This window comes from Actinomycetota bacterium, assembly GCA_035765775.1.
Classification (GTDB): Bacteria; Actinomycetota; CADDZG01; order JAHWKV01; family JAOPZY01; genus DASTWV01.
Window position 1 is genome coordinate 168,847 of the sequence record DASTWV010000055.1, and the last position, 23,404, is coordinate 192,250.

Genomic DNA, 23,404 nt, shown 5'->3' on the forward strand with positions numbered 1-23,404 from the left:
CGCACCGTGACTCCGCCGCCACGCCGCTCCGCCCGCAACGGGAGTGAGGGAGCCGCCCATTCCCCCGGCACAAAGAAAGGCCGTTCGCTGCGCGCGCGGCTGGTGCTGCTGGGCGCCGCCGTTCTGTGTCTCTTCCTGACCGCCTGCATGGGCGGCCCCCAGAGTTCGCTGCAGGCCTCGGGGTCCTACGCCCGCAGCGCCGACCGCCTCTTCGAGGGCGTCTTCATCATCGTCGCCATTGTCTTCGTGCTGGTCGAGGGGGCCATCGTCGTCTTCCTCATCAAGTACCGGGAGCGTGACCCCAACGACCTCCCCGTCCAGGTCCACGGCCACACCCGGGCCGAGGTGATCTGGACGGTCATCCCGGCGGTCATTCTCGCCGGCGTGGCGATCCCGACGGTCAAGATGATCTTCGACTTCGCCCGGGTGCCCCCGAAGGCGGACCGGGTCGATGTGTGCATCACCGGCCACCAGTGGTGGTGGGAGTACCAGTACGTGAAGGACCCCGGCGACGCCTGCCCGGCCCAGGGCCTGCCCAGCAACGACGTCGCCGTCACCACCGCCAACGAGTTGGTCCTCCCGACCCACAAGAGCATCTACCTGACGCTGAACTCGATCGACGTCATCCACGCCTTCTGGGTGCCCCAGCTGAACGGCAAGCAGGACGTGGTCCCCGGCCACACCAACCACATGACCATCGAGGCCGACAACCCGGGTACCTACTACGGCCAGTGCAGCCAGTACTGCGGCACGTCGCACGCCAACATGCGCCTGCGGGCGGTGGCCCTGACTCCCGACGCCTACCAGAGCTGGCTCTCCCAGCAGGCCCAGCCGGCGGTCACCCCCACCGCCACCGACGCCCAGGCCGGGGCCGACCTGTTCGTCAACGGCCGCAACAACACCGGCGTGTTCGCCTCCAAGGGCCAGCCCGCCTGCTCCAACTGCCACGCCATCGACGGCACCACTGCCGCCGGGCAGAAGGGGCCGAACCTCACCCACGTCTTCACCCGCCAGGCGTTCGCCGGCGACACCTTCGACATGAACCCCGAGAACCTGAAGCTGTGGCTGGAGGACCCGCCCAAGATGAAGCCCGGCGTGGACATGCCCAACCTGGGGTTGACCCCCCAGGAGGTCAACGATCTGGTGGCGTACCTCGAGACCCTGAAGTAGCAGGACGCGCGAGGATGCGGGTAGGAACGGAATCGGCAGACGGAATCGGCAACACGGGAGCGGCGATGAGAGACAGAAAGGGGGACGGGATATGGCAACGGTAGCTGCCGAAGGCGGGCTGCTGCGCAGGCCCCTCGCCAAGTCCGGGTTCTCCAGCTGGATCACGACTGCCGACCACAAGCGGATCGGGATCCTGTACGGCTACACGGCCTTCTTCTTCTTCCTGATCGGGGGGTGCGAGGCCCTCCTGATCCGCCTGCAGCTGGCCCGGCCCAACGGCACGGTCCTGACGGCGAACCAGTACAACACGCTGTTCACCATGCACGGCCTGACCATGATCTTCCTGGTGGTCATGCCGCTGTCGGCGTCGCTGTTCAACTACATGATCCCGCTGATGATCGGCGCCCGGGACGTCGCCTTCCCCCGGCTGAACGCCTTCAGCTACTGGGTGTTCCTGTCGGGAGGCATCTTCTTGTACTCCAGCTTCGTCTTCGGCGGCGCCCCCAACGGCGGGTGGTTCGGCTACGCCCCGCTCACCTCGCTGTATTCGCCCGGCCACGGCCTGACCTTCTACGCCCTCGGCCTCCAGATGCTGGGTATCGCCTCGATCGCCTCGGCGGCCAACTTCATCACCACCATCCTCAACCTGCGGGCACCGGGCATGACGCTCATGCGGATGCCGGTGTTCGTCTGGATGACCCTGGTGACGTCGTTCCTGCTGCTGTTCGCCATGCCGGTCATCGCCGTGGCCCTGTTCCAGCTGGCCTTCGACCGGCTGTGGCACTCGAACTTCTACAACATCGCCGCCGGGGGTGACCCGCTGCTCTGGCAGCACCTGTTCTGGATCTTCGGCCACCCGGAGGTGTACATCCTCATCTTGCCCGCCATGGGTGTGGTGTCCGAGATCCTGCCGGTGTTCTCCCGCAAGCCCCTCTTCGGCTATTCGGCGGTGGTGTTCTCCGGCATCTTCATCGGGTTCATGGGATGGGGCGTGTGGGCGCACCACATGTTCACCGTCGGGCTGGGGCCCTACGCCAACTCCGCCTTCGCGGTGTCCACCATGTTCATCGCCGTGCCCACGGGCGTGAAGATCTTCAACTGGACCGCCACCTTATGGCGGGGGTCGATCCGGTTCCGAACACCCTTGTTATTCGCCGTCGGCATGGTGGCGATGTTCGTGATCGGCGGCCTCTCCGGCGTCACGCACTCGCTGGTGCCTTCGGACTACGAGCAGCACGACACCTACTACATCGTCGCCCACTTCCACTACGTGCTCTTCGGTGGAGCGATCTTCGGGCTGTTCGCCGGGTTCTACTACTGGTTCCCGAAGGTGACGGGCAAGATGATGAACGAGCGCCTGGGCAAGATCCACTTCTGGTGGATGCTCATCGCCTTCAACCTGACGTTCTTCCCCATGCACATGCTCGGCCTCCAGGGCCAGCCCCGGCGGACCTACATCTACCCGTCCAACATGGGCTGGGGGAGCTACAACATGACCGAGACCATCGGGGCCTTCCTTATCGCAGGCTCCATGCTGGTGTTCATCTACAACTGGGTGGTGTCCAAGCGGAAGGGCACCATCGCCGGGCGGGACCCGTGGGACGCCCGCACCCTGGAGTGGAGCATCCCGTCGCCGCCGCCGGAGCACAACTTCGACGACATCCCCCATGTGCACAACCGGGATGACCTCTGGCACCGCAAGTACGCCGAGGGCCCCAGCGGCAAGCCCGTACCCATCCCGGTGGGGGCCGCCGAGGAGCACGACGCGGGCGAGGACCATGCGGTGGGGCACATCCACATGCCGTCGCCGTCCTACTGGCCGGTGCTGGCCGCCTTCGGGCTGCCGGTGTTCGCCTGGAGCCTGATCTTCCACCTGTACGTCGGGGACGCACTGGGCCTGCTCATGCTCTTCTCGGGCATGTACGGCTGGGTCTTCGAGCCGCTGGCCGAGCCCAGCGGTGACCACGGGGTTCTGGAGGGTGCGCACTAATGGCCATCGAGACGGCCGCCCACGGGGCGGCGCCAGCCGCCGAGGAGCACGAGACCTCCCTCGGTCTCGACAACCGCAAGCTGGCGATCTGGGTGTTCCTGGGGTCGGAGTGCATGTTCTTCGGCGCCCTGATCTCCACGTTCCTGCTGTTCCACACCCACACCAACGGGGGGCCGACGCCCCACTCGATCTTCAACATCCCCTACACCTCGGTCTCCACCTTCGTGCTGCTGATGAGCTCCCTGACGATGGTGCTGGCGCTGGCCGCCATCCAGCACGGCGACCACCGCAGCTTCCGGATCTGGATCGTGTGCACCGCCTTGCTGGGCATGACCTTCATCGGGGGCCAGGTCTACGAGTTCACCGGGTTCTTCAAGGACGGCCTGACCATCAAGACCAGCGCCTTCGGCTCGGCGTTCTTCATGCTCACCGGCTTCCACGGCGCCCACGTCACCATCGGCATCCTGATGCTGCTCACCCTGTTCACCCTCTCCAAGCAGGGCAAGCTCCCCACCTCGGAGTCCCTCAAGGTGGAACTGGTCGGGCTCTACTGGCACTTCGTGGACGTGGTGTGGATCGTCATCTTCACTGTCGTCTACCTCATCCCGGCGTCGAAGAAATGAGCGATATCGTCGCCGCCGTGGAGGCCGACGCCGCAGCCCACCCCGTCGAGCACGTCCACCCGGGCCCCTGGGAATACCTGAAGATCGCCTTCATTCTGGCGTTGCTGACGGCACTCGAGGTCAGCGTCTACTACCTGTCCAGCCTGAAGTCGATCCTGCCCGGGGTGCTGATCGGGTTGGCCATCGTCAAGTTCAGCCTGGTGGCGCTGTACTTCATGCACCTGAAGTTCGACACCCGGCTGTTCCGGCGGTTGCTGACGCTGGGCATCATCCTGGCCATCACTGTCTACACGATCGCCATTACGACGCTCTTCAAGTACCTCTGAGGCCCGGCGTGCCGCTCCTCGCCGCCACCGCCTACCCGCCCGGACTGGGGCCGTGGTCGCTGAACGTCTCGGTCGAGACGCTGGTGGTGGCCGAGATGCTGAGCCTGGGCGTTGCCTACTGGGCGGCCCTGCGCCTCCTCGGCCCCCGCTACGTCGAGCCGGGCGAGCGGCCGGCCACCCGGGCCCAGGTCGCGTTCTTCGCGGCCGCCCTGGTCAGCCTCGGGGTGTCCGAGGGGTGGCCCCTGGCGGGGATCGCCAACAACTACCTGTTCAGCGCCCACATGCTCCAGCACCTGATCTTCGTGCTCGTGGTCCCGCCGCTGCTCCTGCTGGGCACACCGCACTGGCTGGCCCGGGCCCTCCTCAAGCGCTCGGTGGTCTGGCCGGTCATGAAGAAGCTGACCCGTCCCATCCCCGCCACCATCATCTTCAACGTGGTGGTGGTCGCCTCGCACGCCCCCCAGGTCATCAACCTGACGGTGCACAACCAGGGGGTGCACATCGCCGACCACCTGCTCCTGCTGGGGGCCGGGCTGATCATGTGGTTCCCGGTGCTGTCGCCGCTGCCCGAGCTGCCCAGGCTCTCGTACCCGGCTCAGATGCTGTACCTCTTCCTGCAGACCATCCTGCCCACCATCCCGGCGTCCTTCCTGACCTTCGCCTCCAAGCCGCTCTACCACTACTACGCGGGCGTGCCCCGGGCTTTCGGGCTCTCGGCGCTGGCGGATACGCAGATCTCCGGGCTGCTGATGAAGGTGGGGATGGGCCTGGAGTTGTGGACGATCATCGCAGTGATATTCTTCCGCTGGTCCAGCCAGGAGGAGCGCTCAGCCCGCCCGCCGAATGAGCTGGAATGGCAGGCGGTCGAACGCGAACTCAACCGTACGGAGTCCCAGAGCAACTAATGCCTAGCAACTCGCGCGAGCGCAGCGTCTTCCCCTTCGCGGTGCCCATCGGGATCGTCGCGGTCGTCGTCGCCCTGGTCTGGGTGTTCTCCCGGATCCTGCTGAACGTGCCCAAGGAAGTGGCGGTGGCGGTGGCGCTCATGACCGCCCTCAACATCCTCATCACCTGCGGGATCATCTCGGTGCGCCGGCTATCGGGCTTCGCCGCCGTGTTCCTGGTGATCGTGATCTCGGTGCCCGTGGTGCTGGGCGGGGCAGCCGCGGCCAAGGCCATCAAGGTGAAGGAGCCGGTGAAGCCGTCACCCCCGCCCGCGGCCGTGCTGGTCTCGGCGGCCAACACCGCGTTCGATACCAAGACCATCAACCTGCCCGCCAAGGGGGCTTCGATCAAGTTCTCGAACAAGGACTCGGTCACCCACAACATCCACATCTTCCAAGGCACCGACGCTAACGGCCAGAGCGTCTTCGCCGGGAGCGCGGTTTCCGGCGGGTCAACCGCCACGTATGACGTCGGCTCCCTGCCTGCCGGGACCTACTTCTTCCGGTGCGACTTCCACCCGACGCAGATGACCGGGACCGTCGTGGTGGGCGGCAGCGGGGGCGGTGCTTCTGGGTCCTCGAATGCGCTCAGCATCAGCGCGGCGAACATCTCGTTCAGCACGGCGTCACTCACCGCCACTGCGGGCAGCGCGTTCACCGTGGCGTTCGACAATAAGGACTCCACCCCACACAACTTCGACATCGTCAGCGGTCCGGCGGGCTACACGAAGCCGGCCAGCCTCCCCACCATCGTCCCCCCGGGCAAGACGCAGACCTATAGCATCCCGGCGCTCCCGGCGGGCACCTACAAGTACCAGTGCGACCTCCATCCCGCGGCCATGACCGGGACGCTGACTGTCCAATAACGGGTCCAGCCTGTCCACCCGCGGCGCTATAGTGGGAACCCTCCGCAGCACCGGCCCCGACGCCGCCTCTCCTGTTCCAGGACCTTCGCGGCACGCGGGAGCCGCGAGAAGGGAAGCCTCCACCTAAGTGAATCGCTTCCAGAAACTGTCAGTCGCCACGACGGCGATGACCATGTTCCTCATCGGCGTGGGTGGGACGGTGCGCGCCAGCGGCTCTGGCCTGGGGTGCCCGGACTGGCCCCGATGCCACGGCAAGTGGTACCCGCCGCTGACCTTCCATTCGATCGTCGAGTACTCCCACCGCACCGCGGCGTCGATTGTCATCGTCCTGGTGCTGGCCACCGCCGCCTACGCATGGGTCCGCTACCGGTCGGTGGCCACCATCTTCTGGCCGGCGTTCAGCGCGCTCATCGTCATCGGCTTCCAGGCATTCCTGGGCGAGCTGGTGGTCAAGTCCAAGCTCAACCCGCACCTGGTGGTCGTCCACTTCGCCACCTCGCTGGCACTGCTGGCCCTGGTGACCCTCACCACCGTCAACAGCTTCCGGCCCCGCGGGGGCCGCTTCGGGCCGCTGGCGAAGGAGGCCGCCGGCGTGGCCGCGGGCACGGCGGTGGTGGCCATCCTGGGGGCCTATGTCACCCAGTGGAATGCGGCTCTGGTGTTCGCTGACTGGCCCCTCTTCGACGGCCGGGTGATCCCCCCCTTCGCCGGCCACCCCGGAGCGGTGATCCAGTTCGTGCACCGCCTGGCGGCGGCCCTGCTGGGCGTCGCCATCATCCACCTGGCCGTCCGGATGACCCGGGCCAAGGCACGCAAGCCACTGCTGATCCTCGGCTGGGTGGCGGTGGCCACCTGGGCGCTCCAGGCGGTGGCAGGTGCCGCCCAGATCTGGACCAGCCTGTCCGCCTGGGCCGTGGCCGCCCACGTGCTGGGGGGCGGAGGGCTGTGGGGTGCTGCCGTGGCACTGGCCTTCGCCAGCTACCGGCTGACCGCCGGGTCTCCCCGTCCGGGGTCCCCGGGCTCCGGTGTGGGTGGCCCAGAGGGAGGGGGTCCGGACGGAGGGGGCTCGCAGCGCGCCGAGCGGCCGGGCGGGTCGGTGGGTTCCCGGGTGCGGGCCTACTTCCTGCTGACCAAGCCCCGGGTGGTCGAGCTCCTGCTGATCACCACCGTCCCGGCCATGGTGGTCGCCGCCCGGGGCTGGCCGTCGGTCGGGCTGATCCTGGCCACACTGGTGGGCGGGTCACTGGCGGCGGGCGGTGCCGGGGCCATCAACTGCTTCGTGGACCGGGACATCGACGACGTCATGGAGCGCACCCACAGCCGCCCCGTGCCCGCCGGGGCCATCGAGCCGCCCCGGGCCCTCGTCTTCGGCATCGTCCTCGAGGTGCTGTCCTTCGCCTTCCTGGCGCTGACCGTGAACGTGCTGGCGGCGTCGCTGGCGGTGGGGGCCACGGTGTTCTACGTGTTCGTCTACACCCTGTGGCTGAAGCGGGCCACGCCCAGCAATATCGTCATCGGGGGGGCCGCCGGCGCTGCCCCGGTGCTGGTGGGCTGGGCGGCGGTGACCGGGCATGTGGGCCTGCCCGCCCTGGTGATGTTCGCCATCATCTTCTACTGGACGCCGCCGCACTTCTGGGCGCTGTCGCTGCGCTACACCGAGGACTACGCCGCCGCCAAGGTGCCCATGCTGCCGGTGGTTCGGGGGCCGGAGGCAACCGCCCGCCACATCGTGCTGTACACGCTGTCCCTGGCCGGCATCAGCCTGGTGCTCTACCCCGTGACACCGATGGGGCCGATCTACCTGGTCTCGGCGCTGGTCCTGGGCGGGCTCTTCGTCCGCCGGGCGCTGGCCCTCCAGCGCCGCCCAAGCGACCCCCGCGAGGCCATGCGGCTGTTCCACTTCTCGATCGCCCACCTCAGCCTGCTCTTCGTGGCGATGGCGGCGGACCGCCTGATCGGCGGGTCGTTCGGTAGCGCCGAGACCGCCGTGCAGGGCGCGGTGTTCGTGGCCGGAGCGGTGGCCTTCTGCGTCTCCCAGGCGGCGATCGGCTACGAGGCGTTGCGCTGGCGGCGGGCCGGCGGCGGGGAACCGCGGGCGGCGGCGTTCCTGGACAAGAAGGCGTCGCCCAGCCACCCGTAGCGCCCGTTCCCCGGAGGGCAGGTGCCCGGCGTGTGACCGGGGTGGGGCCCGTATGATGCCGCGCGTGCCTGCGTTCCCCGCTCTCTTCGATGTGCTCGGCGCCCTGCCCGGGGCCGTCGTCGCGTTCTCGGGCGGCGTGGACTCCTCCGTGCTCGCCGAGGCCGCCCACCGGGTGCTCGGGGAGCGCTCGTTGGCGGTGACCGCCGACTCGCCCTCGCTGGCACGCCGGGAGCTGGCCGCCGCCCGCACCCTCGCCGCCGGGCGCGGGTGGCGCCACGAGGTGGTGGCCACCCATGAGATGGACGATCCCCAGTACGCCGCCAACCCCACCAACCGCTGCTACTTCTGCAAGACCGCCCTGTTCGACCGGCTCGCCCCGCTGGCGGCCGGGCTCGGCGTCCCCGTGCTGCTCGGCACGGTCACCGACGACCTCGGCGACTGGCGCCCTGGCCAGGCGGCCGCCACCGAGCGGGGCGGGCGCCACCCCTTCGTCGAGGCCGGGATGGGCAAGGCGGACGTCCGGGCACTGGCCCGCACGTTCGGGTTGCCCACGGCGGGCAAGCCGGCGTCGGCGTGCCTGGCCAGCCGGCTGGCGTACGGTGTGGCAGTGACCCCCGCCGCCCTGGCCCGGGTGGAGCAGGCCGAGGACCTGGTGTCGGCCCTGGGCTTCCCGGTGCTGCGGGTGCGGGACCTGGGGGGCGACGCCGCCAGCGTCGAGGTGGCCCCCGGCGACCTCCCCCGCCTGCAGCCGCTCTCCGGCCGGGTGGTCGCGGAGCTGTGCGGCCTCGGGTTCGCCTCGGTATCGATCGACGAGCGCGGGTACCGCCGGGGCGCCCTCAACGAGCGGGCCGGCATCGTGCTGCCCCTCGTGGGGCCAGCGGTGGGGGCGCATTGATGGCTCGCCGCCGGATCCACATGACCTTCCCCGAGGTGCTGATCACCGAGCCGGTCATCCACACGATGGGCCAGCGCTTCGCCGTGGTCACCAACATCCGGCGGGCCAACGTCGAGGCCACCGCCGGCTGGGTGGTCCTGGAGATCGAGGGGCCGGAGGACGAGATCGACCGGGCGGTGGCCTACGCCGCCGACCTCGGCGTCGAGGTCAACGAGTCCAGCGGCGACGTGCTCGATGGCTGAGGGGCCTGCGGTGAATCCCATCAGGCCCGCATGAGGATCGACGGGGCGGCAGCCGTCGTCACCGGCGGGGCTTCCGGCCTCGGCCTCGCCACCGCCCGGGCCCTGGCTGCCCGGGGGGCCCGGGTGGGCCTGGTCGACCTGCCGGCATCCGATGGGGAGTCGGCGGCGGCGTCACTGGGCGGGCCTGCGGGGTTCTTCCCCGCCGACGTCACCTCGGCGGAGGGCCTTGAGGCCGCCCTGGATGCGGCGGTGGCCGCCCTGGGCCCGTTGCGCATCGCGGTGGCGTGCGCCGGGGTCGCCCCGGTGGGGCGCATCCTGGCCCGGGACGGGACGCCGCTGGCGCTGGAGGCGTTCAACCGGACCATCGCGGTCAACCTGTCGGGCAGCTTCAACCTGCTGCGCCTCGCCGCCGCCCGCATGGCCACCCGGGAGCCCGAGCCGCCCGACGGCGAGCGGGGGGTCGTGATCCTCACCGCATCGGTGGCCGCCTACGAGGGTCAGGTGGGGCAGGCGGCCTACGCCGCTTCGAAGGGGGGCATCGTCGCCCTGACCATCACCGCCGCCCGGGACCTGGCCGTCGTGGGCGTCCGGGTGGCCACCATCGCCCCGGGGACATTCGACACCCCGATGCTGGCCGGGCTGCCGGCCGAGGCGATGCAACGCCTGGCGGCCACGATCCCGCATCCCAAGCGGCTCGGCCGGCCCGAGGAATACGCCGCCCTGGCGGTCCACATCGTCGAGAACCCGATGCTGAACGGCGAGGTGATCCGCCTGGACGGGGCGCTGCGGATGCCGCCCAAGTAGCGTGTAGGCAGCGTGTCGCGGGCCCTGCTGGTCGATTTGTACGAGCTCACGATGTCGGCCAGCTACCTGGCCGAGGGCCTGGACCGGCCCGCCACCTACGAGCTGTTCTTCCGCGACCTGCCCCCGGTGCGCAACTACCTGGTGGTCGGGGGCCTGGAACGGGCGCTGGACGCGCTCGAGGGGCTGCAGTTCGCCGACGACGATCTCGACTACCTGCGGGGACTCGGGTTGTTCAACGAGGCGTTCCTCGCCCGGCTGGGCGGCCTGCGCTTCACCGGCGATGTCTGGGCGGTGCCCGAGGGCGAGGTGGTCTTCGCCAACGAGCCGGTGGTGCGGGTGACCGCCCCCCTCATCGAGGGCCAGCTGCTGGAGACGGCCCTGCTCAACTGCTACACCCTGGCCACCGCCGTGGCCTCCAAGGCGTCCCGGGTGGCCACGGCGTGCGCCGGGCGCCCGTTCGCCGACTTCTCCGCCCGGCGGGACCACGGTCCGGACGCCGCCCTGTACGCCGCCCGGGCGGCCTTCATCGCCGGGGCGTCCTCCACCTCGAACGTGGAGGCGGGGCAGCGTTTCGGGATCCCGCTGTCCGGGACCATGGCGCACTCCTACGTGCTGGCGTTCCCTTCCGAGCTGGACGCCTTCCGGGCGTTCACGCGCCAGTTCCCGGACGCCTCGACGCTGCTGGTGGACACCTACGACGTCCTGGAGGGCACGCGGCGGGCTGCCGAGGTGGCCGGCGAGCTGGCGGCATCGGGCGGCAGCCTGGGCGGGGTGCGGCTGGACTCCGGCGATCTCGGGGCCCTGTCGGTGCAGGTGCGGTCGATCCTCGACGCCGCCGGCTTGCCCGGGGTGAAGATCGTGGCCTCCGGCGACCTCGACGAGTACCGGATCGCCGCCCTCCTGGCCGCTGGTGCCCCCATCGACGCCTTCGGTGTCGGCACCCAGCTGGGCACCAGTGGCGACGCCCCGTCGCTGGGGGCGGTCTACAAGCTGGTGGAGGATGTCACCGGGCCCAAGGCGAAGACCTCCACCGGCAAGGCCACCCGGCCGGGAGTCAAACAGGTGTACCGGTTCGGCGGGGTGGGAGGGATGCTGGAGCGGGATCTCATCGCCCCGGCGGCCGAGTCGGCGCCGGACGGCGGCCGGCCGCTGCTGGAGCCGGTCATGGCGGGCGGTCGCCGCCGGGCGCCGTCGCCGCCGCTGGCCGCGGTGCGGGAACGATACGGCGCGGCGGTCGCCGCGCTGCCGGCGCGGGTGCGGTCCCTGGGGCCGGCGGCGCCCTACCCGGTGGAGGTCAGCGGCGCGCTGGGACTAGGGCTGGGGCTAGGGCTGGGAGGTCCGGCCTAGCTCGTTCAGGGAGGGTCCTAGCTCCGGTGGTCGGGCGGGGTCCAGCGGGTGGGGGTATGGGTGCGCCGCCAGCGGCGCTTCTCGGCGAGGAACTCGAGACCTCGCACGCCGAAGATCACGAACACGATGAAGCAGCCGACCAGCTCCCCACCGACGATGATCCGGCCCGTGAGCACGGCCTATTGTACGAGGCCCTTCCGCAGCGCCAGCGCTACCGCATCGGTGCGGTCGGCGGCCCCCATCTTGGTGAAGATGTGAGCGATGTGGGTCTTCACCGTCTGGGCACCGATGCCGAGCTCCTTGGCAATCTCCTTGTTGGTCTTACCGAATGCCAGGAGCTGCAGGACGTCGTGCTCCCGCTGCGAAAGAGGCTCGGCGCCCCGCCCCTTCGGCTCGGTCATGCCGGTAAATCCATCCAGCAGGTGCCGGGTAACGGAGGGGTGGAGGGCGGCCTTCCCTTCTGCCACGGTCATGATGCCCTTGATCAGCTCGTCTGCCGAAGCGGTCTTCAGCAAGTAGCCGCTGGCACCAGCGAGGACAGCCCTATGCACGTAGGACTCCTCGTCGTGCACCGTGAAGATGAGGGACTTCACCCGGGGGTGGTGGTCCCGGATCCGGCGGATCGCCTCCAGCCCGTCCAGCTTGGGCATGACCACGTCCACCACCACGACATCAGGGTCCAGCCGGTCCACCAAATCCAGCAGCTCCTGGCCGTTGCCCGCCTCCGCGACGATGTCAACGTCTACGGATGTGTCCAGGATGAGGTGCAGTCCATGGCGCACCATTGGGTGATCATCAGCCAGGATCACGCGGACCCGATGCTTTATGAGAGTTTCCACAGCCCTAATGTCGGCGGAACAATCCCCGCGCTTTACTTGCTGAGTGCTGGGACCGCCTCACTGGTTGCGCGTATCCGGTTTGTCGGCCCGTTTGTCCCTATTTGCGCCCCGCTCGCGCGCTCCGTGGTGGCCCAGAGACGGTGAGTGGCAGCCGTCCATACCCCGGCGAAGGCCATGGTAAGGCCGGCGAGGACCTCCACGACCACCGCCGGGCGGACGGCGGAGGCGGCCCAGCCGGCCAGGAGGAGGCTGGTGGACATCGACAGGGTGATCGTTCCGAGCTCGAGAGCCAGGATGCGGCCCCGGACCCGGTCGGGTACCAGGACCTGGATGCCGTACCCGGTCATCGCCACCTGCGTCCCGCCCCCCAGGTGGGCCACGGTCACGATCCCGGCCGCCGCCCAGATCCCGGGGGCGGCGGGGAAGGCCAGGTAGGCGGCGCCGAAGAGGGCCATGGCCGCCCCGATGGCCGGGAAGAGCCGGCGGGTGTCGCCGCCGACGAAGGCCCGGGCCGGGAAGGGGCCGAGCAGGGTGCCCAGCCCCCGGGCGGCGTAGAGGATGCCGATCCCGGCGTCCGAGGCGTGGAAGGAGTGGGTGGCGAAGAACGGCAGGAGACCGATCATGCCCGTGCCCAGCCCGAACCCCAGCTTCTGGGTGAGCAGGGCGGCGATGCGTGGGTCCCGGCGGGCGTGGGTGATGCCCTCCCGGACGTCGGCGGTGGCCTTCTGGGGCTGGGGGGCTGGATGCTCGACGGGCCCGTCGAGCCCGACCGGGGCGACGGGGCCGAGGGTGGTTCTGACCCGGCAGATGAGCAGGGCGGAGACCACGAACGACCCGCCGTTGATCACGAAGGCGGCATCCCGGCCCAGCAACCCGGCCACCACCCCGCCGGCCGCCGCCCCGACGGCGGCCATGATCCCCCAGGTGGAGGCCATCAGGATGCTGGCCGGCCCGAGTTCTGCGGGACGCACGACGTTGGGCAGGCCCGCCCGGGAGGCCGGGTCGAAGAACGCCCCGCACGCCGCCAGCCCCGCCATGGCGGTGAGCCCCAGCCAGAGCATGCCGGCCGAGCGGACGGCGAGCATGGTGAGGGCCAGGGCCGCCCCGGCGGCGTTGGTGAGGAGCATCAGCCGGCGGCGGTCGAAGCGGTCGGCCACCACCCCGGTGAGCGGCGCCAGCAGGAACTGGGGCACGAAACCGGCGGCCAGCACCACTCCCCCGGCGGCCGCCGAGTGGGTGAGCGAGACCGCCAGCCCGGTGAGGGCCACCAGGTTGAACCAGTCCCCGCCCAGCGAGATCAGCTGCGCGGTCCAGAGCCGGCGGAAGTTGCGGTTGGTGCCCAGCAGGCGGAGGTAGGGCCGGCGCATGGATCCAGCTTGACGGATGGCCGGGTTTATCTCGCCTCCGCACCTTTCGTGCGAGCCTCGCCGCCATTTTGGCGGTCAAACTCGCACGAAACGCTCCCTGCCCCCCGAAATAGGTCGCGCCAACCCTACTCGGCGATCGCCTCCAACTCCTCCCCGGCGGTCTCGGGCAGGGTGCGCAGCAGGATCACCGCCGGGATGAGGGCCAGGGCCGCCAGCGAGACGCTGTCTCCCACATGGCCGATCAGCCCCCCTTTGGCGGCGAGGGTGCCCACCGCCAGGAGTCCGGCGCTGGCGCCCAAAGTGCCGGCCACCGAGCGGCTGATCGCCACGGCGCTGGCCCGGACCGGGGTGGCGAACAACTCGGAGGAAAGGGCGTTCAGCACCGGCGCCGCCCCGAGCCCGAAGAAGACCGCCAGGGCGAGGACCGCCAGCAGCGCCGGGCGGCCGTGCAGCTGGAAAGCGGCGATGCCGAAGGCCGTGCCGGCGGTGAGGTACAGGGTCCCGGTCCGGCGCCGCCCCCACCGGTCCTGGAGCCGCCCGGCGAGCAGGTAGCCGGGGATCCCGAGGATCACCGCGGCCGCCAGGAACGTGTTCGCGGTGTTGGCCGGGAAGCCCCGTTGGTGGCGGGCGAAGTAGGTCCAGTAGGCAGAACCGCTGATGGTGGCGAAGTTGAACAGGAACAGCACGCCGCTGATGACCAGGATGCGGCGGCGGGGCTCGCCGCGGGCGAAGGCGGTCAGGGATGCCCGGGGGGAGAGGTGGGGGCCCTGCTCCTTCGCCTCCCGCCAGCGCCGGCTCTCCTGCAGCTTGAGGCGCAGCGGGGCCACCACCAGCACCGGGATGGTGCCCAGCAGGTAGAGCCCCCGCCAGCCGAGGGCGGTGTGCGCCAGGGCCTTGTAGGCGACCGCCACCGCGATCAGCCCGAGGGCGCCCAGCGCGGAGAGCGAGCCGAGGAACCGGCCCCGCAGCTCGGCGGGGAACTCCTCGGCGGCGATGGTGATGGCGATGGCCACCTCGGTCACCAGGAACGACCGGGCGACGAACTGGATGGCGGCGAAGATCGCCACGGTGTGGGCGGCCGCGGTCAGCCCGGTGAACAGGGCGTACAGGAGTGTGGTCACGATGAGGAGCGGGCGGCGGCCGACCCGGTCGGCGGCGGCGATGAGCACCAGTGCCACCAGGGCGCCCAGGTTCACCACCGCGGCGGCACGCCCGATGGTGGCGGTGGAGGCGTGGAACGACTTGGCCAGGTCGGGGATGACGATGGCGGCGATGCCGGTGTCGTAGCCCTCGAAGAACGTGGCGGCGCCCAGGAGGACCGCCAGCACCCGGAGGTAGGAGCGATCCCGCGGTGCGGCCTGGGCGCTCACACCGGGATTCTGTCAGAAGGCAGCTGGATCCCCCAGCCAGCGCGACCATAGGTGCACGGGGCAGCCGGTGGTATTTGCAGGTAGCAAGGAGGTAGCGCCATGGGATCGATTCACATGCTGACCGACGTACCCGGCCCCCGCTCCCGCGCCCTGGCGGAACAGGGCTCGCGCTCCATCGCCCGCCCCACCGCTCCCTCCGGGGGCGAGGTCTTCATCGCCCGGGGCCGGGGGCCCTGGGTGGAGGACGTGGACGGCAACCGTTTTCTCGACTTCACCGGCGGGCTCGGGTGCCTGGTGGTAGGCCACGCCCACCCCCGGGTGGTCGCCGCCGTGCAGCATGCGTCCGGCGACTTCCTCCACACCGACTATTCGGTGATCCCCTACGAGTCCTATGGCGTCCTGGCCGAGGCCATCGATGGGCGCACCGGTGGGGGACGCAAGGTCGCATTCTTCAACTCGGGGGCCGAGGCAGTGGAGAACGCGGTCAAGATCGCCCGGGGCGTCACCGGCCGGCCCGGGATCCTGTGCTTCGAGGGAGCCTTTCACGGCCGGACCAACCTCGCCCTGGCCCTCACCCACCGCGAAGTTCCGTACAAGAAGGGCTTCGGCCCGTTCGCCCCCGAGATCCACCGGGTGCCGTTCCCGGGCTTCAACGGAGCCAGCCTGGCGGACTTCGAGCAGGCGGCGTCAGCAGTCCTCGAGAGCCACGCCATTGCGGCGGCCATCGTGGAGCCGGAGCTGGGTGAGGGCGGTTATGTGGTCCCCCCGACCGAATTCCTCGCATCCCTGCGCCGCCTGTGCGATGCCCACGGCACGCTCCTCATCACCGACGAGGTCCAGTCGGGCTACGGGCGTGCCGGGACCTTCCTGGCCGGCGACCAGTCCGAGGTGCGAGCCGATCTGGTCACGCTGGGCAAGTCGATTGCGTCGGGCCTGCCCCTGTCGGCCGTAGCCGGTGACGCCGCCGTCATGGACGTCCTCGACCCCAGCACCCTGGGCGGGACCTACGTCGGCAACCCCGTGGCCATCGCCGCCGGGCTGGCCGTGCTGGAGGCACTGGACGACGAGGACCTGATCGCCCGGGCACGGCACATCGGCACCCGGCTGAAGGAAGGCTGGGCAGTGATCGGCGCCGACCACTCCGGGCTCATCACCGACATCCGTGGCCTCGGGTCGATGGTGGGTGTCGAGTTCGTCTCCCGGGCGGCGCTGGCGTCCTTGCGGGAGGCCGCTTTCCGGGCCGGGGTGCTGACGATGACCGCCGGGGCCGAGGGCCGGGTCCTGCGCCACCTCATGCCGCTGGTCATCACGGACAGCGAGCTCGACGAGGCGTTCGAGGTGTTCGCCAAGGCGGCTGCCGCGGCGTCCTAACTCAGCGCTCCAGGAGGACCGCCAGCACCGAACCCAGCACGATCACCCCCATGGCGGCGACCATGATCCAGGCGACCGTGCGGGACATCTTCTGGTGGCGGCGGCTGAACAGCCCACCGCGGTGCGGCGGCATGGCTGCCATTTGATCATGCCGGGTGCATCAGGGCTGGTTCAGCGTGCCGGGTCACCGTGCTGGGTCACCGTGCTGGGTCAGGCGGCGCGCACCGGCAGCGAGGCGAGCCCCCGCAGGGTGATGTGCGGCCGCCACTCCAGGGTCTCGGTGGCCGGCTCGATCTCGGGTGCCCGGGACAGCAGGGCGGTGAACGCCTCCATGCCCTCCAGGCGGGCCAGCATCGCCCCCAGGCAGAAGTGGATGCCGCCACCGAAGGAGAGCGGCTTCACGTCGGGGCGGCCGACGTCGAGGCGGTCGGGGTCGTCGAACACCGCCGGGTCCCGGTTGCCCGCACCCAGGATCAGGGCGACCGGCTGGCCCTTCGGGATGCGCCACTGCCCGATCTGGGTGTCCGCCTTGGCCACCCGGCCCGTGTTCTGCACGGGACTGTCGTAGCGCAGGAGCTCCTCGATGGCCGGGCGGATCATCACGGGGGTGGCCCGCAGGCGGGCCATCTCGGCCGGGGCGCGCATGAGTGCCAGCATCCCGTTGCCGATGAGGTTCCGGGTCGTCTCGTGTCCCGCCCCGAAGAGCAGCGCCACGGTGGAGATGAGTTCGGACTCGCCCAGGTGGCCGCCTTCGTCCTCGGCGGCGATGAGTTCGGAGAGGAGGTCGCTGCCCGGCGAGCGGCGGCGCTGGGCGATGACGTCCTTCAGGTACGCGGTCAGGGCCATGACGGCGGCGTCGGAGCGGATCGCCTGCTCCTCGGTCACGATCGGGTCCAGGGCCTGCGCCACCGCCTCGGCCCACTCCCGGGCCTGCGCCCGGTCCTCGGCCGGGAGGCCCAGCAGCTCGCTGATGACCGTCACCGGGAGGGGCAGGGCGAGGCCCTCCACCAAGTCGGCCACGCCGCCATCGGCCAGCACCGCCACCAGGTCGCCGACCAGCCCGTTGACGATGTCCTGGATCCGGGGGCGCAGTACTTCGACGGCCCGGGGGGTGAACGCCTTGCTCACCAGACGGCGGAGGCGGGTGTGGTCGGGCGGGTCGCGGAAGAGCATCCAGCGGCTGAACTCGTCGATGGTGATGGTGCCCGGGCCCACCATGGTCTTCAGCATCACGGCGGTCTCGTCCATGGCGTGGCCCATGCGCGGGTCCCGCAGGGCGGCGGTGATGTCGTCGTAGCGGCTGAGCAGCCAGAAACCGAGCGGGCTTTCGTAGAGCGGGGCGTGCTCGCGCAGGAGGCGGTACTGGGGGTAGGGGTCGGCGTGGACCGAACGGTCGAGGGGGTTGAAGAAGACCAACTCCGGGTCCATGCCTCAGGCTATCACATTCCAAAATGGAGTATCGCTGGCGGCCCGCTGCGCACCGGCCGGGCGCCGCGCGGGAAGATAGGGTTTTCCGCCGCAGTTCCCCGCATCCATCACCACGAGGAGGAATGCCGTGGCCGACGACCACTCCGCCGACGCTCTCCGCCACATCGACGCCCTGCTGGAAGAGCGCCGGACCATCGAACCCTTCGAGGCGTTCCGCGCCCACGCCCTGGTCTCCGACCGGTCGATCTATGACCGGGCCGACGCCGACCCCGAGGCGTTCTGGGCCGAGGAAGCCGGCCGGCTGACGTGGTCGAAGCCGTGGGACCAAGTTGTGGACTGGAACCCGCCCTGGGTGAAGTGGTTCATCGGCGGGAAGCTCAACGTGGCCGTGAACTGCCTGGACCGCCACGTCGAGGCGACCCCCGACCGGGTGGCGTACCACTGGGAGGGCGAGCCGGGCGATACCCGCACCATCACCTACCGGGACCTCTACGAGGACGTGTGCCGGTTCGCCAACGCCCTCAAGGGTCTGGGCGTGGCCAAGGGTGACCGGGTGGCGATCTACCTCGGCATGGTGCCCGAGCTCCCCATCGCCATGTTGGCCTGCGCCCGGATCGGCGCGGTCCACTCCGTCGTGTTCGGCGGGTTCTCCGCCGAGGCGCTGCGGGACCGGATCATCGATGCCCAGGCAACCGTGCTGGTCACCGGCGACGGGGCCTGGCGGCGGGGCGGGATCGTGGCCCTGAAGGAGCAGGCCGACAAGGCGGCGGCCGCCTGCCCCTCGATCACCTCCGTGGTGGTGGTGAAGCGGACCGCCCACGAGATCGCCTGGACCGAGGGCCGGGACGTCTGGTACCACGACGTGGTCGACGGGAAGCCAGCCGAGTGTCCGGCGGAGGAGATGGACGCCGAGGACCCGCTCTACATCCTGTACACCTCGGGCACCACCGGGAAGCCCAAGGGGATCCTGCACACCACCGGTGGGTACCTGACCGGCGTGGCGGCCACCCACCGTCTGGTCTTCGACCTGCACCCGGAGACCGACGTCTTCTGGTGTGCCGCCGACGTCGGCTGGGTGACCGGCCACTCCTACATCGTCTACGGCCCGCTGGCCAACGGGGCCACCAGCATCCTGTACGAGGGCGCCCCGGACACCCCGGGCAAGGACCGGTGGTGGTCGATCGTCGAGCGCTACCGGGCGACGATCCTGTACACCGCCCCCACCGCCATCCGCACGTTCATGAAGTGGGGCACCCAGTTCCCCGAGAGCCACGACCTGTCGTCGCTGCGCCTGCTGGGCTCGGTGGGCGAGCCGATCAACCCCGAGGCGTGGATGTGGTACTTCGCCCACATCGGCGGCGAGCGCTGCCCGGTGGTCGACACCTGGTGGCAGACCGAGACCGGCGCCATCATGATCACGCCCCTGCCCGGGGTCACCACGCTGAAGCCCGGGTCGGCCACGAGGCCGTTCCCGGGGATCTCGGCCGACATCTTCGACGAGGCCGGCTGGCCGGTGGGTGTGGGCCAGGGCGGCTACCTGGTGCTGCGCCGGCCGTGGCCGGCGATGTTCCGCACGATCTACGGCGACCCGGACCGTTACGTCCAGAACTACTTCAGCCGGTTCAGCTCCGATGTCTACCTGGCCGGCGACGGCGCCCGGCGGGACGAGGACGGCTACTTCTGGCTGCTCGGGCGCATCGACGACGTGATGAACGTGGCCGGGCACCGGCTGTCCACCTACGAGATCGAGTCCGCCCTGGTGGACCACCCGTCGGTGGCGGAGTCGGCGGTGGTCTCCCGGCCGGACGACATCGTCGGCGAGGCGATCGTGGCCTTCGTGACCCTGAAGTCCGGGGTGGAGGGCAACGAGGTGCTGATCATGGAGCTGCGGGAGCACGTCGCCACCAAGATCGGCAAGATCGCCCGGCCGCACTCCATCGTGCTGACCGACGACCTGCCGAAGACCCGCTCGGGCAAGATCATGCGCCGCCTGCTGCGCGACGTCGCCCACGGCCGGGCGTTGGGGGACGTGACCACCCTGGCGAACGCCGACGTGGTCACCCAGATCCGCGATCTGGCCGCCGCCCGGCCCACCGAGGACTGAGCCTCGGGGGCGCGGCGGCGGGCGAGCGGCCTACCTCCACCTTTGCGTATCCCTGAACAGCATAGTTCTGCTCGGAGCTACACACGCAGAGATCTAACCCTTAGCAAGCTATCGGTCTAGTCTGGTGGGGCCGGCCGGGACCATGCCATGTCAGCCGGCCTTGGCCTTGGCGATCGCCTCGGTCACGTAGGTCTCGGTGGCCTCCTTGCCGAGGCCCAGCCCGGCCAGCAGGCCGTCGCTGCCCTCGAGCTCCAGCAGGGCCAGGAGGATGTGCTCGGTGCCGATGTAGTTGTGGCCCAGGCGCAGCGCCTCCCGGAAGGTGATCTCGAGGGTCTTCTTGGCTTCCGGGTCGTAGGGGATGAGGGCGGGGACCTCGCCCTCCGGGTCGGGCTCGGGGAGGGCGGCGAGGGCGGCCGCCCGCACGTCATCCACCGCCACCCCCTGCGCCTCGATGGCCCTGGTACCGATGGCGGCGGGGTCGACGAGCAGGCCCAGCACGATGTGCTCCGGGCGGATCTGGCTGTGGCCGGTCTGGCGGGCCTCGTCCTGCGAGGCCATGACGGCGTTGCGTGCCCGGGGGCTGAACCGGGAGAAGCCCTGGTTGGGGTCGAGGAGGCCACCCTCGGCGCCCTTGACGAAGCGCTTCTGGGCAGCCTGCTTGGTCACTCCCATGGCCCGCCCGATCTCGGTCCACGAGGCCCCCGAGCGCCGCGCCTGGTCCACGAAGTGGCCGATGAGGTGGTCGGCGACGTCGCCCAGGTGATCGGCGGCGATGACGGCGTCCGAGAGCTGGTCGAGGACGTCACCGTGCACCCGCGTGATGGCATCGATGAGGTCGTCGAGCCGGACGGGATTGGTCATGCGGACGGGCTCGGTCATGGCGGTGCTCCTCCGGGTCGGGCGGTCGCTGGTCGCTGGTCGCCAGCTCGTCAACTGTAGGTTGACGATGCGCCGCTGTCAACCCGGAGTTGACGGGTGGCTAGGACGCCACCACCACTGTCACCGAGAAATCACCCGCGGTGCCCGTGCAGCGCAGCGCTTCGCCGCACGACACCCGGCTCGCCGAGATCACCGACGTCCCGGGCGCCTGGGCGAGGTAGTCCTGGGCCGCGAACCCGCACCCCGACCCCGGGATCATGGGGCACATGACCATCGGGAGCGGCCCGATGTGGGGCGTCGGCTCCAGGACCGCCGGGTTGGACGGCGGGTTGAAGCCCCAGTAGGTCGAGCCCAGCTCCACCTCGATCCGGGTCCCGACGGTGACATGCAGCGTCGAGCCGTTCGCCGAGTCGCCAATGCTCACCGGCACCGGGCTGGGGGGCGGCGCCGCGCACATGGCATTGGGCGGGCAGGTGGGGCACCCGGGCACAATCGGCCCGCCGGCGGTCCCGGACGCCAGCGGGCAGACCACCGGCGGCGACACGACCGGTGCCGGTGGGACCGGGGTGGTCGGGGGCAGGATCTTGGGCGACGCCAATGGGCTGGGGGCAGCGGTCACCGGGGGATGGGGGACCGGTGGGATGACCACGCCGGGCGTGGGGCCGACGCTCGGGCTTGGCGCTGCCGGCGGGCCCGCCGGCGACGGAGGAGCCAGGGCGGTGGCGGAGATGAACGGCGCCCCGCTCACGTCGGCCACCCCCGCCGGGACCGTCGCCAACCGCTCGGGCAGCGTGACGGCATAGGCGGCGAGGGCCGCGATCACCAGGACGGCTGCGCCCACCGCCACCGCCAGCCGGGCGGTGAGCATCCCGGCGTCATGCCCGGCTGCGCCCTGCCCGGCTGCGCCCTGCCTCGCGGCCTGTCCCGTCATCGCCACCTCCCGGCACCGTTCAGATCGAGGCGATCGATTCGGCTCGCTGGGTTGGACGCCGGGCCTGCGCACGAAGTTCCGTGAAACCGGGGAGTCAGCCCTCCAGCGGGCAGCCGGCCCGCTCGGCGGCCCGGACGAGGGCCTGCGTGCACAAGACCTTGACCATCTCCCGCTTGTAGACCGACGACCCCCGGGAGTCGCCCACCGGGTGGGTCTCCTCGGCAGCGATGCCCCCCGCCCGGCGCAGGGCGTCCCGGTCGAGGTGGCGCCCATTGAGGTACTCCTCGGCCTTGGCAGCCCGGGCGTAGGACATGGCGACCCCGGTCAGGCCGATGCCGCAGTCCCCGATGAGCCCGTTGGTGTCCACCGTGAACTGGGCGGCGACCCCCACGGTGGCGAAGTCGCCGACCTTGCGGTGGAGCTTCAGGTAGGCGCCCCCGCCGTCGGCGAGGCCGGAGACCTCGATCGAGGCGAGGATCTCGGCCGGACCGAGGGCGGTGCAGTAGCTGCCCACGAAGAACTGGTCGGCAGGGATCGTCCGCCAGCCCTCGGGGCCGACCGCTCGGAAGCGTGCCCTCGCCGCCAGCAGGGCCGGCCCCCAGTCACCCGATGGGTGGGCGTGGGCCGCCGAGCCGCCGATGGTGCCCACATTGCGCACCAGCGGGTCGGCGATCACGTGGGTGACGTCCGCCAGCAACGGGGCGTGCGCCTTGAGCACGGTGGAGGCCTCCAGGACGGCGTCGGTGGTGGTGGCCCCGATCGTGAGCGTCCCGGCCGACTGCTTGATCCCGGACAGGCCGAGGCGGCGCAGATCCACCAGGTGAGCCGGGTTCTGGTAGCGGAACCGCATCTGGCGCACCAGGCTCTGCCCGCCGGCCAGCACGCGGGCCTCCTGGCCGTAGGTGGCCATGAGCGCAACCGCCTCCTCGACGGTGTCGGGGACGTGGAAGTCGAAGCGGCCCGGATACATCGGCTACGACACCCCCGCCAGCCGGGCACCCGCCCCGGCGCTGCCCAGCCAGGACCGCCCGTGGGCCTGCCCGACCAGGATGTGGGTGTGCGCCTCCATGAGCCCGCCCAGGTTGGGGTCGTGCTCGTCCGCGTCACCGGTGAGGGGCAGGATGCAGAAGATCACCCGGCCGGCGTCCTCGGCGGCGTGGGCGACGCTGGCCTCCGTGGCGATGGTCTCGGCCCCCAGGCGCCCCACCCACCGGATCATCCACTCGGCGGGCGACTCGGGCGCCGAGTGGGCCACGGCGATCTCCCGGGCGGCCAGCGCCCGGGCCCCGGCCCGCAGGAGGGCCTGGGCGAAGGGCCGACCTGCCGGGGCGGGCGGCGGCTCCGGGGTGGCGATGCCCGTGCCCATGGTCTGCAGGACCCCCGAGAAGGCCCTGGCTTCCTTCATCCCGCCCGGCACCAGGACCAGGACGTGGTCGGTCGGGCGGAGGCGGGCGAGCTGCGGTTCGAGGTCGGCCGTCCAGAAGCGTGCGGGCCGGCCCGCGAGCAGGTCCTCGGCCACCGACGCGGGCACACGCCAGTCGCGTCCGGGCTTGATGCCCGGGATGCGCCCCTGGCGGCACCAACGTGTCACCGTGTCGGGGCTCACGCCAAGCCGCTCCGCGACGTCGGCAACCCCGACAAAAAGCTCCTGCATGACCAATTTATCCTATAGGGCTGGTACTCACATGATACGGCGTTCCCTGGCAACGGTCTACCGAATGGGAGACAACCGGGCACAAACTGGGGAACCGACTGGGAAGCGGACGGC

The 23,404-nt window shown here is 70.6% G+C and carries 23 protein-coding genes; 13 read left to right on the forward strand and 10 right to left on the reverse strand.

The annotated features are described in order from the left end of the window. Positions 1-6 precede the first annotated feature (6 nt). The 11 genes from coxB to VFW71_13115 all read left to right on the forward strand — a co-directional run bounded on the left by coxB (position 7) and on the right by VFW71_13115 (position 11,347). Positions 7-1,170 carry a cytochrome c oxidase subunit II gene (gene coxB / locus VFW71_13065; protein ID HEU5003689.1) on the forward strand — a complete coding sequence of 388 codons (1,164 nt, stop codon included), beginning with the start codon at positions 7-9 and terminating at the stop codon, positions 1,168-1,170. A 91-nt stretch (positions 1,171-1,261) separates the two neighbouring features. Beyond that, positions 1,262-3,160 (forward strand): cytochrome c oxidase subunit I, encoded by a 1,899-nt coding sequence (gene ctaD, locus VFW71_13070; GenBank protein ID HEU5003690.1) that lies wholly within the window; start codon positions 1,262-1,264, stop codon positions 3,158-3,160. Further along, positions 3,160-3,783: a cytochrome c oxidase subunit 3 gene (locus VFW71_13075; protein ID HEU5003691.1), complete on the forward strand. Its 624-nt coding sequence runs from the start codon at positions 3,160-3,162 to the stop codon at positions 3,781-3,783. Before ctaD ends, VFW71_13075 begins: the two co-directional genes overlap by 1 nt. Continuing rightward, the gene (locus VFW71_13080; protein HEU5003692.1) at positions 3,780-4,109 is read left to right on the forward strand and encodes a cytochrome C oxidase subunit IV family protein; all 330 of its coding nucleotides are present in this window, start codon (positions 3,780-3,782) and stop codon (positions 4,107-4,109) included. The genes VFW71_13075 and VFW71_13080 overlap by 4 nt, the downstream gene beginning before the upstream one ends. Positions 4,110-4,117: 8 nt before the next feature. Beyond that, a complete protein-coding gene (locus VFW71_13085) occupies positions 4,118-5,014 on the forward strand; it encodes a cytochrome c oxidase assembly protein (GenBank protein ID HEU5003693.1) in 897 nt (298 codons plus the stop codon). Continuing rightward, on the forward strand, positions 5,014-5,919 hold the full coding sequence (locus tag VFW71_13090) for a cupredoxin domain-containing protein (protein HEU5003694.1): 906 nt from the start codon (positions 5,014-5,016) through the stop codon (positions 5,917-5,919). Before VFW71_13085 ends, VFW71_13090 begins: the two co-directional genes overlap by 1 nt. Positions 5,920-6,046: 127 nt before the next feature. Then, positions 6,047-8,059 carry a heme o synthase gene (locus VFW71_13095; protein HEU5003695.1) on the forward strand — a complete coding sequence of 671 codons (2,013 nt, stop codon included), beginning with the start codon at positions 6,047-6,049 and terminating at the stop codon, positions 8,057-8,059. A 64-nt stretch (positions 8,060-8,123) separates the two neighbouring features. Continuing rightward, positions 8,124-8,954 carry an ATP-dependent sacrificial sulfur transferase LarE gene (gene larE / locus VFW71_13100; protein HEU5003696.1) on the forward strand — a complete coding sequence of 277 codons (831 nt, stop codon included), beginning with the start codon at positions 8,124-8,126 and terminating at the stop codon, positions 8,952-8,954. Beyond that, on the forward strand, positions 8,954-9,196 hold the full coding sequence (locus VFW71_13105; GenBank protein HEU5003697.1) for an NIL domain-containing protein: 243 nt from the start codon (positions 8,954-8,956) through the stop codon (positions 9,194-9,196). The genes larE and VFW71_13105 overlap by 1 nt, the downstream gene beginning before the upstream one ends. A gap of 30 nt (positions 9,197-9,226) precedes the next feature. Further along, on the forward strand, positions 9,227-10,000 hold the full coding sequence (locus tag VFW71_13110; GenBank protein HEU5003698.1) for an SDR family NAD(P)-dependent oxidoreductase: 774 nt from the start codon (positions 9,227-9,229) through the stop codon (positions 9,998-10,000). A 12-nt stretch (positions 10,001-10,012) separates the two neighbouring features. Next, complete coding sequence (locus tag VFW71_13115) at positions 10,013-11,347, forward strand: nicotinate phosphoribosyltransferase (GenBank protein HEU5003699.1); 1,335 nt, start codon at positions 10,013-10,015, stop codon at positions 11,345-11,347. Between the two features lie 17 nt (positions 11,348-11,364). On the opposite strand, the gene VFW71_13120 is transcribed toward VFW71_13115, so the two are convergent. The 4 genes from VFW71_13120 to VFW71_13135 form a co-directional block, all read right to left on the reverse strand. Continuing rightward, positions 11,365-11,523 (reverse strand): hypothetical protein, encoded by a 159-nt coding sequence (locus VFW71_13120; GenBank protein HEU5003700.1) that lies wholly within the window; start codon positions 11,521-11,523, stop codon positions 11,365-11,367. A 3-nt stretch (positions 11,524-11,526) separates the two neighbouring features. After that, a complete protein-coding gene (locus tag VFW71_13125; GenBank protein HEU5003701.1) occupies positions 11,527-12,186 on the reverse strand; it encodes a response regulator transcription factor in 660 nt (219 codons plus the stop codon). A 32-nt stretch (positions 12,187-12,218) separates the two neighbouring features. Continuing rightward, entirely contained in the window at positions 12,219-13,553 is a 1,335-nt protein-coding gene (locus VFW71_13130; GenBank protein ID HEU5003702.1) for an MFS transporter, read from the reverse strand. 125 nt (positions 13,554-13,678) lie between these two features. Beyond that, positions 13,679-14,923, reverse strand: a complete 1,245-nt coding sequence (locus VFW71_13135; GenBank protein HEU5003703.1) for an MFS transporter — start codon at positions 14,921-14,923, stop codon at positions 13,679-13,681. 114 nt (positions 14,924-15,037) lie between these two features. On the opposite strand from VFW71_13135, the gene VFW71_13140 reads away from it, so the two are divergent. Further along, complete coding sequence (locus VFW71_13140; GenBank protein ID HEU5003704.1) at positions 15,038-16,294, forward strand: aspartate aminotransferase family protein; 1,257 nt, start codon at positions 15,038-15,040, stop codon at positions 16,292-16,294. Position 16,295: 1 nt separating this feature from the next. Here VFW71_13140 and VFW71_13145 read toward each other — a convergent pair whose 3' ends face one another. Beyond that, positions 16,296-16,427 carry a hypothetical protein gene (locus VFW71_13145; GenBank protein HEU5003705.1) on the reverse strand — a complete coding sequence of 44 codons (132 nt, stop codon included), beginning with the start codon at positions 16,425-16,427 and terminating at the stop codon, positions 16,296-16,298. Positions 16,428-16,504: 77 nt separating this feature from the next. Further along, positions 16,505-17,722 (reverse strand): cytochrome P450, encoded by a 1,218-nt coding sequence (locus tag VFW71_13150; protein HEU5003706.1) that lies wholly within the window; start codon positions 17,720-17,722, stop codon positions 16,505-16,507. A 127-nt stretch (positions 17,723-17,849) separates the two neighbouring features. On the opposite strand from VFW71_13150, the gene acs reads away from it, so the two are divergent. Next, a complete protein-coding gene (gene acs / locus VFW71_13155) occupies positions 17,850-19,826 on the forward strand; it encodes an acetate--CoA ligase (protein HEU5003707.1) in 1,977 nt (658 codons plus the stop codon). A gap of 150 nt (positions 19,827-19,976) precedes the next feature. On the opposite strand, the gene VFW71_13160 is transcribed toward acs, so the two are convergent. From VFW71_13160 to VFW71_13175, 4 genes are all read right to left on the reverse strand, one after another. After that, positions 19,977-20,705: a Clp protease N-terminal domain-containing protein gene (locus tag VFW71_13160; protein HEU5003708.1), complete on the reverse strand. Its 729-nt coding sequence runs from the start codon at positions 20,703-20,705 to the stop codon at positions 19,977-19,979. A 100-nt stretch (positions 20,706-20,805) separates the two neighbouring features. After that, a complete protein-coding gene (locus tag VFW71_13165) occupies positions 20,806-21,636 on the reverse strand; it encodes a hypothetical protein (protein HEU5003709.1) in 831 nt (276 codons plus the stop codon). Between the two features lie 94 nt (positions 21,637-21,730). Next, positions 21,731-22,606 carry a xanthine dehydrogenase family protein subunit M gene (locus VFW71_13170; protein ID HEU5003710.1) on the reverse strand — a complete coding sequence of 292 codons (876 nt, stop codon included), beginning with the start codon at positions 22,604-22,606 and terminating at the stop codon, positions 21,731-21,733. A gap of 3 nt (positions 22,607-22,609) precedes the next feature. Then, positions 22,610-23,290 carry a helix-turn-helix domain-containing protein gene (locus tag VFW71_13175; protein HEU5003711.1) on the reverse strand — a complete coding sequence of 227 codons (681 nt, stop codon included), beginning with the start codon at positions 23,288-23,290 and terminating at the stop codon, positions 22,610-22,612. Between the last annotated feature and the right edge of the window lie 114 nt (positions 23,291-23,404).